At 61.8% G+C, this 14,137-nt stretch carries 12 protein-coding genes and 1 tRNA gene; 8 read left to right on the top strand and 5 right to left on the bottom strand.

Annotation, left to right across the window (positions count from 1 at the left end):
• Nucleotides 1-5: 5 nt before the first annotated feature.
• Nucleotides 6-1,223: an MFS transporter gene (locus tag EIY72_RS17635; protein WP_093213640.1), complete on the bottom strand. Its 1,218-nt coding sequence runs from the start codon at nt 1,221-1,223 to the stop codon at nt 6-8.
• Between the two features lie 95 nt (nt 1,224-1,318).
• Nucleotides 1,319-2,224, bottom strand: coding sequence for a LysR substrate-binding domain-containing protein (locus EIY72_RS17630; RefSeq protein ID WP_093213635.1), 906 nt, complete (start codon nt 2,222-2,224; stop codon nt 1,319-1,321).
• Nucleotides 2,225-2,452: 228 nt separating this feature from the next.
• Between EIY72_RS17630 and EIY72_RS17625 the strand changes: the two genes are divergently transcribed.
• From EIY72_RS17625 to EIY72_RS17600, 6 genes are all read left to right on the top strand, one after another.
• On the top strand, nt 2,453-3,571 hold the full coding sequence (locus EIY72_RS17625) for an ABC transporter ATP-binding protein (RefSeq protein WP_093213631.1): 1,119 nt from the start codon (nt 2,453-2,455) through the stop codon (nt 3,569-3,571).
• A gap of 15 nt (nt 3,572-3,586) precedes the next feature.
• Nucleotides 3,587-4,507, top strand: coding sequence for an ABC transporter permease (locus tag EIY72_RS17620; protein ID WP_093213626.1), 921 nt, complete (start codon nt 3,587-3,589; stop codon nt 4,505-4,507).
• Nucleotides 4,507-5,313 carry an ABC transporter permease gene (locus EIY72_RS17615; RefSeq protein WP_371315377.1) on the top strand — a complete coding sequence of 269 codons (807 nt, stop codon included), beginning with the start codon at nt 4,507-4,509 and terminating at the stop codon, nt 5,311-5,313. The genes EIY72_RS17620 and EIY72_RS17615 overlap by 1 nt, the downstream gene beginning before the upstream one ends.
• Nucleotides 5,314-5,340: 27 nt before the next feature.
• A complete protein-coding gene (locus tag EIY72_RS17610) occupies nt 5,341-6,387 on the top strand; it encodes an ABC transporter substrate-binding protein (protein ID WP_093213617.1) in 1,047 nt (348 codons plus the stop codon).
• Between the two features lie 61 nt (nt 6,388-6,448).
• Nucleotides 6,449-7,903: an amidase gene (locus tag EIY72_RS17605; protein WP_093213612.1), complete on the top strand. Its 1,455-nt coding sequence runs from the start codon at nt 6,449-6,451 to the stop codon at nt 7,901-7,903.
• 97 nt (nt 7,904-8,000) lie between these two features.
• Nucleotides 8,001-8,077, top strand: a tRNA-Met gene (locus EIY72_RS17600).
• Nucleotides 8,078-8,181: 104 nt separating this feature from the next.
• Here EIY72_RS17600 and EIY72_RS17595 read toward each other — a convergent pair.
• Nucleotides 8,182-9,291, bottom strand: a complete 1,110-nt coding sequence (locus tag EIY72_RS17595) for a DUF2817 domain-containing protein (RefSeq protein ID WP_093213608.1) — start codon at nt 9,289-9,291, stop codon at nt 8,182-8,184.
• Between the two features lie 155 nt (nt 9,292-9,446).
• On the opposite strand from EIY72_RS17595, the gene ggt reads away from it, so the two are divergent.
• Nucleotides 9,447-11,279 (top strand): gamma-glutamyltransferase, encoded by a 1,833-nt coding sequence (ggt, locus tag EIY72_RS17590; protein WP_093213604.1) that lies wholly within the window; start codon nt 9,447-9,449, stop codon nt 11,277-11,279.
• Nucleotides 11,280-11,338: 59 nt separating this feature from the next.
• Here ggt and ddlA read toward each other — a convergent pair whose 3' ends face one another.
• Nucleotides 11,339-12,436, bottom strand: coding sequence for a D-alanine--D-alanine ligase (ddlA, locus tag EIY72_RS17585; protein ID WP_093213601.1), 1,098 nt, complete (start codon nt 12,434-12,436; stop codon nt 11,339-11,341).
• A 33-nt stretch (nt 12,437-12,469) separates the two neighbouring features.
• Nucleotides 12,470-13,105, bottom strand: coding sequence for a LysE family translocator (locus EIY72_RS17580; protein ID WP_093213597.1), 636 nt, complete (start codon nt 13,103-13,105; stop codon nt 12,470-12,472).
• A gap of 150 nt (nt 13,106-13,255) precedes the next feature.
• Here EIY72_RS17580 and EIY72_RS17575 point away from each other — a divergent pair, with 150 nt between their 5' ends.
• On the top strand, nt 13,256-14,065 hold the full coding sequence (locus EIY72_RS17575) for an AraC family transcriptional regulator (protein ID WP_093213592.1): 810 nt from the start codon (nt 13,256-13,258) through the stop codon (nt 14,063-14,065).
• Nucleotides 14,066-14,137 lie beyond the last annotated feature (72 nt).

Below are 14,137 nucleotides of genomic sequence, written 5' to 3'. Positions count from 1 at the left end.
CTGACTCAAGCTTTTTTGGTGCGCGGCAGAAAGATCGCCAACACGCCGAACAACGGCAAAAACGAGCAGAGGAAATACACATACTCAATCCCGTGAATGTCCGCCAAATGCCCGAGCAGCGCCGCACCAATCCCGCCGAAACCGAACATCAGGCCGAAGAACACCCCGGCAATCATCCCGACATTGCCTGGCACCAGCTCCTGGGCGTATACCACGATCGCCGAGAAAGCCGACGCCAGAATGAAGCCGATCACCACGCTCAGGACGCTGGTCCAGAACAGGTCCACATGCGGCAGCAGCAAGGTGAACGGCGCCACTCCGAGGATCGAGAACCAGATCACCGCCTTGCGCCCGATCTTGTCGCCAATCGGCCCACCAAAGAATGTCCCCGCCGCTACCGCCCCGAGAAACAGGAACAGGTGCAGCTGCGAACTGGCCACCGACAGGTCGAACTTCTCGATCAGGTAGAAGGTGAAGTAACTGGTGAGGCTGGCCATGTAGAAATACTTGGAGAACACCAACAGCCCCAGCACCACCAAGGCACTGATCACCCTGCCCTTCGACAGACCGTGAGTCGCCGCCTGACCGGCCTTGAGCTTGAACAGGTTGAGGTGATGGGCGTACCAGCGGCTGATGCGGTACAGCACGAACAGCGCAAACACCGCGAATAAACCGAACCAGGCCACGTTGCCCTGGCCGAACGGAATGATGATCGCCGCCGCCAGCAACGGACCGAACGCGGAACCGGCGTTACCGCCGACCTGGAAGGTCGATTGCGCCAGACCAAAGCGCCCGCCAGAGGCGAGCCGCGCGATCCGCGATGCTTCGGGGTGGAAGGTCGAGGAACCGATACCAATCAGCGCCGCTGCCAGCAGAATCAACGGAAAGCTGCCGACCATCGACATCATCACGATGCCAATCAGCGTGCAAATGGAGCCTGCCGGCAACAGCCACGGTTTCGGATGGCGGTCGGTGTGATAACCGACCCATGGCTGCAACAGCGAAGCGGTCAGCTGGAAGGTCAAGGTGATCAGGCCGACCTGAGTGAATGTCAGGCCATAGTTGGCCTTGAGCATCGGATAGATCGACGGCAGTACCGACTGGATCAGGTCGTTGATCAGGTGCGCCAGCGCCACCGCGCCGATGATGCGCATGACCAATGGACTGCTTTGAGGAGTAGCGGGCGCCGACGCAGGGCCGGACTGAGCGTTGCTGATAGCCATGGGCGTTTCCAGACAGCATGGGGTGCAAAGGTGCAGGGGCGCCAATGTGCCATTTTTCAGTGCGCCAGCGCCATCCCCTTAGCCAGCTAACGACCTCAAAGAGGGATAACCGCTTCCGGAAAATCCCGTTCCAGCTCGCTCTTGAGCCAGTCGATGAACCACAGCACATCCGCCGACAGCTCGGCGGACGGCGTCAGCACCCGATAACTTTCCAGCTTCACCTGGGCCTCCACCACCCTTACCAACTTGCCCGAATCAAGCTCCTTGCGCACCAGCACCTCATTGGCCAGGGCGATGCCCTGCCCGCTTTCGGCCACTGACAAGGCGTGATCGTTGTTGACGTAGAGCATGTCGGAATTGAGGTGCGTGTCGAGGTCGTGGGCGGCGAACCACAGGTTCCACCACTCGCCGTCATCGACATGAATCAGCTTGTGCTTCACCAGATCCGCAGGGCTGTGGATCGGGTCGATACTGGCCAGATACTCCGGGGTACAGATCGGGAACACCCGTGGGCGAATCAACGCCTCGCGGGAGTGAGCGTACTGTCCGTCCAGCCCGTAGACGATGCCCAGGTCCGCGCTTTTGCCATCCACCTCTTCGAAAGTTGAATTGGGTTCGATGGCGAACTTCAGTCCCGGGCGCAGGTGGCGCATGTCTTCGATACGCGGCATCAGCCAGCGTTTGGCGAAACCTGGTACGACCATGATGCGCAGCCAGCGCTCGGCATGTCTTGGCTGCGCTTCCTTGCCGGCCTCGATGATCAACTGCAAGGCGGCGGCAATCTTGCGATGGTACTTCTCCCCGGCCACCGTGAGATTGACCCCGCGCGAAGTGCGCTCGAACAGCTGGATGCCCAGCCAATCCTCCAGCAACTTCACGTGCCGGCCAATGGCAGGCTGGGTCACGTGCAGGGCCTTGGAAGCTTCGACATAGCTGCCCAACCGGGCGGCGGCATCAAAGGCACGTACTGCATTGAGCGGCGGCAAACGGTGGTCAGGCATGGGGGTGGACGCCTTCTGCTGTTAAATTTTTTAACATCCTCTATGTTAAAATTGAAGTTTCGCCCTCGCAACCCCTCACTGATAATCAAACCACAGCAGAACAACAAAACAGCTGGTTACAACACCCGAACGCATCTCGATCCTGCCCAAAAAAATAATATCCATGGTCTGACCATCACGGCTGTTTTCAGCACGTTTTGCAGGCGATGGGGGAATCGGAGGTAACGCATGAATGCCCTGCATTCGCTGCAAACGCTGGCGGTGTCCATCCGCTCAGTGCGCAAAGTCTACGGTGATCCACACACCGGTCCGGTGGCGCTGAAAAGCATCGACCTGGACATTCGCGACAACGAGTTCTTCACCCTCCTCGGCCCTTCGGGCTGCGGCAAAACCACCCTCCTGCGCATGATCGCCGGGTTCGAATTTCCCACCGAAGGCGAGATTCTGCTCTACGGCGAAAACATCGCTGACCGCCCGCCGTTCGAGCGCCCGGTCAACACGGTGTTCCAGCATTACGCGCTGTTCCCGCACATGACCATCGCCGAGAACCTCGCCTTCGGGCTTGAGTCCCACCCGATGGGCAAGGTCCTCGGCAAGCCGCAAATGGCCGAGCGGGTGCGCGAGATGCTCGCCCTGGTGCAGATGGAACGCTTTGCCAACCGCAAGCCGGCGCAACTCTCCGGCGGCCAGCAACAGCGTGTGGCGCTGGCCCGGGCACTGGCGCCGCATCCGAAAGTGCTGCTGCTCGACGAGCCGCTCTCGGCGCTGGACCTCAAGCTGCGCCAGGCCATGCGTGAAGAGCTGAAAACCATCCAGGCACGCACCGGCATCACCTTCATCTTCGTCACCCATGACCAGGAAGAAGCGCTGACCATGTCCGATCGCATCGCCGTGCTGTCCGAAGGCGAAGTGCAACAGGTCGGTCGCCCGGAAGACATCTACGAACGGCCGCGCAACCGTTTTGTCGCCGACTTCATCGGCGAAACCAACTTCATCGAAGGCACCGTCACCCGCGTGGAAAACGGTCTGGCCTGGTTCGCCGGCCCCGCTGGCCACCCATTGCCCGCGCAGCCGTGCATCGACGTGAAAAGCGGCGCCCGTGTCGCCCTGTCCGTGCGCCCGGAGCGGTTGCACCTGGTGCCCGCTACCACCGAAAGCGCGCTGCCGTGCCGCATCGAAGCGCAGATCTACCTCGGCACCGACCTGCAATATCAAGTCAGCCTCAGCGACGGCTCGCGCCTCACCGTGCGTACCCCCAACTGTGTCGACCAGAGCAAACGCTTTGCAGTTGGCAGCCAGGCCGGTCTGTTGTTCGACCAGGGCAGCGCCAGCGTCCTGCACGATTGAGCACGAGGAATTGCCATGCACGCTTTACCGATTGCCAACACGCTGGAACGCCGGCGGGCCTTCCAGAGTTTCCTCGGCGTCAGCCCTGCGCTGATTGCCATCAGCCTGTTTCTGATCGTGCCGATCCTGATCGTCATCGCCTACTCGCTGATGGAGGCCAACCCCTACGGCGGGGTGAACAAGGTCTTGAGCACCGACGCCTACACCTCGTTGCTGTTCGAGCGACAACTGGACGACAGCCTGGCGTTCGCCGATTCCTACCTGATCATTGCCCTGCGCTCGATCGGCATTGCCGCACTGACCACGATCATCACCCTGCTGATCGGGTTCCCGGTGGCGGTGTGGCTGGCCATGCAGCCGGCGCATCGGCGCGGCCTGCTGATCTTTCTGATCACGGTGCCGTTCTGGGCCAACCTGCTGATCCGCACCTACGCCTGGATCCTGCTGCTGCGTAACACCGGGGTGATCAACAACAGCCTGATGGGCCTGGGCGTCATCCATCAGCCGCTGCCGTTGCTGTACACCGACGGCGCAGTGTTGCTGGGGCTGGTTTACACCTACGCGCCCTTCGTCGTGCTGCCGATCTACGCCACCCTGGAAAAAATGGACATCCGCCTTCTGGAAGCCGCGCAGGACCTCTACGCCGGGCGCATCCGCACCTTGCGCAAAGTGATTCTGCCGATCGCCAAACCGGGGATTCTCGCTGGCGGCATCCTCACCTTCGTGCCTTGCCTGGGGGCGATGATTGCTCCGGAACTGCTCGGCGGCGGGACCAAGATGATGCTCGGCAACCTGATCTTTCGGCAATTCAGCGACGCCCGTAACTGGCCGTTCGGTGCGGCACTGTCGCTGGTGTTGATGGCCGCGGTGATGCTGGTGCTGACGGTGTACGCCCTGCGTGCCGAACGCCAGCGCATCGCCAAGGGAGGTGCATGATGATCAGCCTGTTCAAACGCAACACCCTGGGTGTGCAGGACTTCCCCGGCTTCGGCGGCTTCAGTTTCCTGTTCTACCTGTACCTCTACGCGCCCATCGTGGTGCTGGTGCTGTACTCGTTCAACGCCAACCAGTCGGCGACCGTATGGACCGGCTTCAGCCTCGACTGGTACCGCGCAGCCTTCGCCAATCAGGCGCTGCGTCAGGCGGCCGGCAACAGCCTGTTGATCGCGGTGTGCGCCAGCATGATCGCCACGGCCATCGCCACCCTCGCCGCGCTGGGTACGTCCCGGGGTGCGAAGTTCAAGGGACTGCAACTGTCCATGGGCGCGATCATGTTGCCCCTGGTGTTGCCGGAGATCGTGATCGGTGTCGCCACCCTGGCGCTGTTCTCCACCCTCGGCCTGTCTCTGGGCTACGGCAACCTGATCATCGCGCACACGGTGTTCTGCATTCCCTTTGCCTTCTTGCCGATCCGCGCCCGCCTCAACGACATGGACCTGTCGCTGGAGCAAGCCTCGGCGGACCTGTACGCCGGCCCTTGGCGGACCTTCCGCAAGGTCACCCTGCCGCTGCTGATGCCGGGGATTTTCTCCGGGCTGATGCTGGCGTTCATCGTCTCGCTGGATAACTTCGTGATCTCGATGATGGTCTCCCAGGCCGGCACCACGACCCTGCCGATCTTCATCTTCGGCCTGCTGCGCATGGGCGTGACACCCGACGTCAACGCCGTATCCACGCTGATCCTTGGCGTCTCGGTGCTGTTCGTCAGTCTCTCTTACCTGTTGGGCAAAAAGAACGCCTGATCCTTTTACGTACTGTGGGGAAATAGCATGAGTAAGTTGATTAAAAACATCGGCACTTCGTTGTTCCTGACTTTACCGCTGGCCCTGATCGGCAGCGCCCAAGCGGCGGAAAAACTCAACGTGGTGAGCTGGAGCGGCTACTTTTCGCCGGAAATTCTCGCCAAGTTCCAGAAACAGACCGGCATCGAAGTGACGGTCGACTCCTACGACTCCAACGAAACCTTGCTGGCCAAATTGAAACAGGGCGGCGCCGGTTATGACGTGGCCATCCCTTCGCACCAGTTCGTGCCGATCCTGATCAAGGAAAAACTGCTGGAGCGCTTCGATCCGGTCAACGAGCCCTACTATGCCGGCGTCGTCGACAACCTGAAAAAACCGACCTGGGACCCCGAAGGCGCCTACTCCGTGCCGTTCATCTGGGGCACCACCAGCGTGGTCCTCGACACCGGGCGCTACAAGGGCCCTGTGGATAGCCTGAAAGTGCTGTACGAGCCGCCAGCGGAGCTGCAGGGGCGAATCAACATGTTCGACTCGAGCAGCGAAGTCATCGACACCGCCAGCCTGTACCTGAACATTCCGCTGTGCAGCGAAGACCCGAAGCAGATGCAGCAGATTTTGACCCTGCTCAAGGCGCAGAAGCCGTTCGTCAAAACCTACAGCTCCAAGGCCGGTTCGATCCGCGAAAACCTCGCTTCGGGTGAAGTCGACATGTCGATGTTCTGGGGTGGCTCGTCGATGCGCGCCCGGGAAATGAAACCGAGCCTGAAATACCTGTACCCGAAAGAAGGCGTGATGGCGTGGGTGGACAACATGGTGATCCCGGCCGGCAGCAAGAACCCGGCGAACGCCAAGGCCTTCATCGCTTTCCTCAGCCAGCCTGAAAACTCGGCGATGACCCAGAACTTCCTCAAGCACCAGAGCCCGATCAAGGGTGTCGAACCCTTCCTCGACGCGAGCCTCAAGGATGCGCCGGAGTTGCACATTCCCGAAGGCACAAACGTGGTCTTCAGCAAGACCTGTGGCGAAGGTGCGATCCGCCTGGCCGACCGTCTCTGGACCAGCCTGATGCGTTGATCTTTACCGCCCCGGCGCAATGGCGGGGCGTTTTTCCAGCCGTCTGAAAGGCAGCGTGACAATGACTTCTAACAACATCAGCGAACTGGTCCTGCTGCAGGCCCATGAACTCGCGGAGCGTATCCGCCTGCGTCAGGTTTCCTGCCGAGAAGTGATGCAGACTTATCTTGCCCACATCGAACGCTTCAACCCGCAGGTCAACGCTCTGGTGAGCCTGCAGGCGCCGGACGACCTGCTGGCCCAGGCCGACAGCCGCGATGCCGAACTGGCCCGTGGCGAGTACCGCGGCTGGATGCACGGCCTGCCCCACGCGATCAAGGATCTGTCCCTGACACGCGGCATCCGCACCACGCTCGGCTCACCGCTGTACAAGGACTTCATTCCCGAGCGCGACGGCATCATGGTCGAGCGGATCAAGGCCGCCGGGGCGATCATCATCGGTAAAAGCAACACCCCGGAATTCGGCCTCGGCTCGCAAAGCTACAACCCGGTGTTCGGCGCGACCGGTTGCGCCTACGACCCGAGCAAGACCGCCGGTGGCAGCAGCGGCGGTGCGGCGGCGGCTTTGGCCCTGCACATGGTGCCGGTGGCCGACGGCAGCGACATGATGGGCTCGTTGCGCAACCCGGCGGCGTTCAACAACATTTTCGGCTTCCGTCCGTCCCAGGGCCGCGTGCCCTTCGATGACAGCGCCGATCTGTTCATCGATCAGCTCGGCTATGAAGGCCCGATGGCCCGCAGCGTGCGCGACGCCGCCTTGCTGCTGTCGGTACAGGCCGGGGCAGATGCCCGGGCACCGCTGTCCATCGCCGAATCCGGCAGCGCCTTTGCGGCGCCCCTGGAAAAGGACTTCAAGGGTGCACGCCTGGGTTGGCTCGGTGACTTCAACGGCTACCTGCCGATGGAGCGAGGCATCCTCTCGCTGTGCGAAAAAGCCTTTGCCGACTTTGAAAGCCTGGGCTGCCACGTCGAATCGGTGCAGGCAGGTTTTGCTCCGGATCAACTGTGGAGCAGCTGGCGAACCTTGCGTCACTGGATGGTCGCCGGTTCGCTGGGGGCGACCTACGCCGATCCACAGAAGCGCGCCTTGTTGAAACCGGAAGCCTGCTGGGAAATAGAGAACGGCCTGAAACTGTCGGCCAGTGATGTGTTTGCCGCCTCGGTGACACGCAGCAACTGGTACCGCGCCATCTCGGCCCTGTTCGAACAGTACGACTACCTGCTGCTGCCCAGCGCCCAGGTCTTCCCGTTCGACAAAACCCAACCCTGGCCCACCTCTATCGAAGGCGTGACCATGGACACCTATCACCGCTGGATGGAAGTGGTCATTCCCGCCACCTTGTCGGGCTGTCCGGTGGCCAACGTGCAAGTGGGGTTCAATACGAACGGTTTGCCCATGGGCCTGCAAATCATCGGCAAACACCAGGCCGACTTCGCCGTCCTGCAATTGGCGCACGCGTACGAACAGGCCACTCGCTGGTTCCAGCGCTGCCCTTCGCCCCTGCTCAAAGGCTGATTTTGCTCGAAAGTTGATAAACGGTTGAAAGCGCAGAGAAATATTTTAGATTTATGCTTGACGCATCCCCGTTACCGGTGAATAATGCGCGCCACTTGGCTACATAGCTCAGTTGGTTAGAGCATAGCATTCATAATGCTGGGGTCCGGGGTTCAAGTCCCTGTGTAGCCACCAAGTACTAAAAACGGCTTACCGCAAGGTAGGCCGTTTTTTTATGCCTCGAGAAAAGTGCACTGCGGTGGCAGGCATTCCTGCACCGCAGCGCTGACGTTATCGCCTCAGCGATTTATCGTCGGCAATGCCGACAAGGCCCGCTCCCAGATCTGCCAGGTGCGCAACCAGACCATCGCCTGCCAGTCGTTGTCGGCGGGATAGAACTGCTCCAGCAGGTTCAACTTGATCTCGCGCCCAACTCCATCACTCGGGTTGCCATGCAGGTGCAGCCAATGGTCGTCGCGCAAATAGCGATGCACATCCGGTCCCGGGTAAGTCCCGCACTCGATGACAAACGGCATCAGCCAGACATTCGGCAACGCATTGATCAACGCCTGGGAGGTGTAGCCGGTGGCCGTCGCCGCGACGCCGGTTTCGCTGAAGGTATTGGCACCGGTTTGCAGGCTGTAGAGCCATGGACCGTAGATCGCCTGGGCATCCGCCAGAGCCGGGTACGCCGCCTCCGTAATCGTCAGCAACATCGGATGACCGTATTCGCCAGCGCCGGTGTGCAGGTCGAAACACATCGCGACGTCGGCATGGGCAACATGCTTTTGCACGATCTGCTGCAGCGTACGGTTCGACCAGCTTGGCGCGACTCCCCCGTAAAACAGTCCATCGGGGTGCGCATGCTGGCCGCCCTCGACAATCGACATCACCGCCGGCCAGCCGTGTTGGCGGATCTGCTCGTCGAGCAAGGCATCGGCACGCTCGCGCTCAGGCCCCTGCAACTGCGAGCAGGCATAGATTTCATGCAGCGCGTTGTAGGCCTGGTTGTCCGGCAAGGGTTGCTGGAAGTTCAGGTGATTGCGATTGAGGTCGATGTTGTCTTCGTTGACCCGCCGCAACCACGCCATGCCCCAGGGGTTGATTGCATGGATCATCACCACGGCAACATCCGCCGGCAACGTGCGCTTGCCAAGGTCCTGCAGCCACTTGATCTGGCAACCCGAGCCATAGAAGCCTTCGACGCCGTGAGTGCCGCTCAGCGCAATCAGCAGGCGCCTGGCGGAGGGATCGCCGAGCACCGCTACGTCGGTACTCAGGGACTCGCCAAATGGCCCCTTGAGCGGATGCAGGTACTCGGTCAGCGTGGCACCGGCGCTGGTCGCTGCGACAATGAATTGTTCACGCTGGGCGCGATAGCTGGGCTGGGTGGGGAATTCGCTGTGCATGTCTGCCTCTTGTTGATCTTGTGGCCTGCCTGATGTCCACGACCCTACAGAAAATACCGCCGCTCATGAAGGGCAAATTCGCCTGCGGTTTGCGTCCCAACCGGTCGGCCGATACAGTCCCTTGATCATGTATCCATCGGACGGAGTATCCCCGCGTGTTCTCAACCCTGCATTCGAGCCGCCATCGCCTGCCAGTCCTTGCACTGATCACCAGCGCCCTGGCGCTTGCCGCCTGCAGCAACGCTTCGGCACCCACGCTGCCACTCGCGCCGGAAAGCGCTTCCGGGTTCCGCACCGACCTGCAAACCCGCCACGCCGAGAAATACATGGCCGCAGCAGCCAACCCGCTGGCCGCTGAAGCGGGGCGTGAGATGTTGCGTCGTGGCGGCTCGGCCATCGATGCGGCGATTGCGATGCAAGCGGTACTGACCCTGGTCGAGCCGCAATCATCAGGCCTCGGCGGCGGTGCCATGATCGTGCTCTGGGACGGAAAAAACGTGCGCACCTACGATGGCCGCGAAACCGCACCGGCCGGTGCCACGGAAAAACTCTTCCTGCAGGCCGACGGTCAACCCATGGGGTTTACCCAGGCGCAGATTGGCGGGCGCTCGGTGGGCACGCCGGGGGTATTGCGCGCACTGGAACTGGCCCACCAGAAACACGGACGCCTGCCGTGGGCGCAGCTGTTTGAACCCGCCATCAAACTCGCCGAACAGGGCTTCGCCATCTCGCCACGCCTGCATCAGTTGATTGCGGCGGACGCGTCGATGCCGCGCTCAGCGGAAATGATGGCCTACTTCCGTAATGCCGACGGTACGCCGAAAGCGGTCGGCACCCAGCTGAAAAATCCGGCCCTGGCCGCTGTGCTCAAGCGCATCGCCGAAGAGGGACCTGATGCGTTCTACAAAGGCCCTGTCGCCGAGGAAATCGCCAGTCGGGTTCAAGGCCACGCCAACCCCGGCAGCCTGTCGGTGAGCGACCTCGCCCACTATCAGGCCAAGGAGCGCGCCCCGCTGTGCACCGACTACAAACGCTGGCAGGTCTGCGGCATGCCGCCACCCTCATCAGGCGGGATCGCCGTGGCGCAGATCCTCGGCACCCTGCAAGCCCTGGAGACGCGTGACAAACGCCTGGCGCTGGCGCCGATGACACCGGTCAAGACCGCCGCGCCAGCAGGCCTCGAACCGACGCCCGAGGCCGTGCACCTGATTTCCGAAGCCGAACGCCTGGCCTACGCCGACCGCGCTCAATATGTGGCCGATAGCGACTTCGTGCCGGTGCCGGTCAAAGGCCTGGTCGATCCAACCTATCTGGCCAGCCGCGCCGCCCTGATCGGCGAACGCAGCATGGGCACGGCCAAACCCGGTACACCACCGGGCATTCAGGTCGCCTACGCGCCGGACCGTTCGCCACTGCGCATTTCCACGTCACAAGTGGTGGCTGTGGATGACGCTGGCGGCGCCGTCTCGATGACCACCACCATCGAATCGGCGTTCGGCTCGCACATCATGGTCCAGGGCTTCCTGCTCAATAACGAGATGACCGACTTCTCGTTCATCCCCGAGGAAAACGGACAGAAAGTCGCCAACCGCGTCGAGCCCGGCAAGCGCCCGCGCTCGTCCATGGCGCCCACCCTGATCTTCGATCGCCAGAGCGGCGAATTCCTCGCCACCGTCGGCTCGCCGGGTGGCTCGCAGATCATCGAATACGTGGCCAAGACCACCGTCGGCCTGCTCGACTGGAACCTCGATGCACAAGCGGCCATCAGCCTGCCCAACTTCGGCAGCCGCAACGGCCCGACCGAACTGGAGCAAGGGCAGTTCAGCCCGACGCTGATTCAGGCCCTGAAAGACCAAGGCCATAGCGTCAGCGAGATCGACATGACCAGCGGCACCCAGGCCATTGTTCGGGTCAAGGATGCCCAGGGCAAAGCCTCACTGACCGGAGGCGCCGATCCACGGCGTGAGGGCCAGGCGTTAGGGGATTGAGTTAACGTAAACGAAAAAGGGCTTGCCGAATGGCAAGCCCTTTTCTGCAGATGCGATGTTCAGGTTCGACTGATCTTCAACCCCTGCCGAGCCTGGTGTTTCTCCAGCGCCAGCTCGATCAAACGCGTGACCAGCTCGCTGTAGGTCATGCCCGCCGCCTGCCACAGCTTCGGGTACATGCTGATGCGGGTGAAGCCCGGCAACGAGTTGATCTCGTTGATCAGCACTTCACCGCTGTCAGTGAGAAACACATCGACCCGTGCCAACCCGGAACAACCCAGCACCTGGAAAGCCTCGACGGCCATGGTCCGAATGCGCTCACTGGCTTCAGGGCTGATGTCGGCCGGCACCACCACTTGCGCCGCCGTGTCGTCGATGTATTTGCTGTCGTAGGAATAGAACCCGCTGCGCACCACGATCTCGCCGCAACCGCTGGCGATGGCGTCTTCGTTGCCGAGCACCGCGCATTCGATTTCACGGCCGCTGACGGCGGACTCGATCAACACCTTGCTGTCGAAACTGAAGGCCAGTTCCACTGCCGCGGTGAATTCGGCTTCGTCCGTGACCTTGCTCACCCCCACCGACGATCCCTGATTCGCCGGTTTGACGAACAGCGGCAAGCCGAGCTGGCGTTGCACGTCGGCAAAGGTGATGCGCGCGGCGTTGACGCGATTCAATGTCACGAAAGGCGTGACAGGCAGCCCGGCATCGCGCAGCAGGCGCTTGCTGACGTCCTTGTCCATGCACACCGCCGAGCCGAGCACATCGGAGCCGACAAACGGCAGGTCGGCCATGCGCAGCAAGCCTTGCAGGCAACCGTCCTCGCCGAGGGTGCCGTGGACAATCGGGAAGATCACGTCGACGTGCCCCAAAAGCTCCTGACTCGATGTTTCCACCAGTTGCTGGCTGACCTTGCCCGGCACCACCGCCAGCTCGCGGTTGGACTGGTTGAGCGCGATCAGCGCCGGGTTTTCCTGGTTGAGCAAGAAGTTCGAAGGATCGTTGAGGTGCCAGTGGCCCTGTTTATCGATGCCGATCAGCACCGGTTCGAAGCGTGAACGGTCCAGGGCATCGACGATGTTTTTCGCCGACTGCAACGACACCTCATGCTCGGCCGAACGGCCCCCGAAAATAATCCCCACGCGCAACTTGCTCATGAACAGCCTCGATCTAATGAATGCGAAAAGTACTCAGCGACTGGCCACCAGATGCGCCCCGAACAACAGATAACAGCTGCCGGCGAAGCGGTCCAGCCAGGTCCGCGAGCGTTCGTAGACTCCTGCGACGCGACGGCTGGCGAACAGCAACGCCACGCAGCAATACCAGCTCAACGACAGCGTCGACATGGTCAGCACGGCCAGCCCCAGCAGCGTCGGCGATGGCGATGCCGGCATGACGGCGGCGAAAATCGTGGCCACGAACAACGCCGATTTCGGATTGGTCATGTTGCCCGCGAGCCCCTGGACGTAAGCCGACCACAGGGTGCGCCCGGCCACTTCCCCGCTATTGCCCGCAGAACGTGGCGGTTTGCGTTTGAATTGCTTGAGGCCCAGATAGATCAGGTAGCACCCACCGGCGATCTTGAACGCCAGGTACAACGTTGGCGCTGCATTGAACAGTGACTTGATCCCCAAGCCTCCCGCCAGCCCCCAGAGCACCGTACCGGTGGCGATCCCCATCGCTGCGACCACACCATGGCGCCTGGAACAACTGGCCGCCACTTGCGCGGTATTGAAGAAGTTCGGCCCCGGCGTCACCACGGCCACGGTCCACAACAGCGCCAGCGATAACAGGGGGGCGAAGTAATTTACAGAGGAGCCGTCCATCAGGGTGCCGTCCTGGAGCCAGAGAATGCCCGACACATTGCAACATTTGTCCTCGGTTTTCTACTTCCGTAAGGCGCCTGTCGGACAGCAGACAGGCACTCGCTCACTGGGTTAACGTGTGACCTATCACGCCTCAAGACAACCCTCGCCATGGCCAAGCCCCTGCCCCGAAATGACTGGTTCCACCGCGCCCCCGATGTCGGCGGGCTGCAGCGGTTCGAAGCGTTTTTTGCCGGCCACGGTTACAGCCTGCACCGCCATGACACCTACGCCATCGGTCACACCCTGGCGGGCGTGCAGAGTTTTCTGTACCACGGCGGCAGGCGCAACAGCCTGCCGGGCGGGACCATCGTGTTGCACCCTGACGAAGCCCACGACGGCGAGGCCGGCACCGAATCAGGGTTCCAGTACCGGATGATGTACATCCAACCGGCGCTGATCCAGCAGATGCTCGGCGGTCAGCCACTGCCTTTCATCAAGACCGGCTTGTCGGGCGACCCGCGCCTGTTCGCCGCTACGGCCGTGTTGTTGCGCAGCCTCGATGTGCCGCTCGACCCGCTGGAAGAGCAGGATGCCCTGTTCGACCTGGCACAGGCGTTGAGCACGGTGTCAGGTGTTTCCACCTCGAACGCGAGCTTTGATTACCTGGCGGCGCAGCGTGCCCGCGAGTACATTCACAGTGCCCTGGACCGCACGGTGACGCTGGATGAGCTGGAGCAACACAGCGGTCGTGATCGCTGGAGCCTGTCGCGGGACTTCCGTCTGCTGTTCGGCACCAGCCCCTACCGCTACCTGACGATGCGCCGCCTCGATCTGGTCCGTTCGCTGCTGGTGCAGGGCCAGTCGCTGGTCAGCGCGGCACTGATCGCCGGCTTTACCGATCAGAGCCACATGACCCGGCAGTTCGGCAAAACCTACGGCCTGTCACCCGCTCGCTGGCTGAAAATGCAGCGCCGCTGAGCGACACACGATCGTACAAGAAGCGTCTCGCAAGGCTGGTTATGGTTGCCCCAGGACTAACCACAGGAGTCG

The sequence above is a fragment of the Pseudomonas vancouverensis genome (assembly GCF_004348895.1).
GTDB classification, from domain to species: Bacteria; Pseudomonadota; Gammaproteobacteria; order Pseudomonadales; family Pseudomonadaceae; genus Aquipseudomonas; species Aquipseudomonas vancouverensis.
The sequence above is the reverse complement of the archived record's forward strand: the minus strand, read 5'-3'. Positions and strand labels throughout refer to the sequence as shown.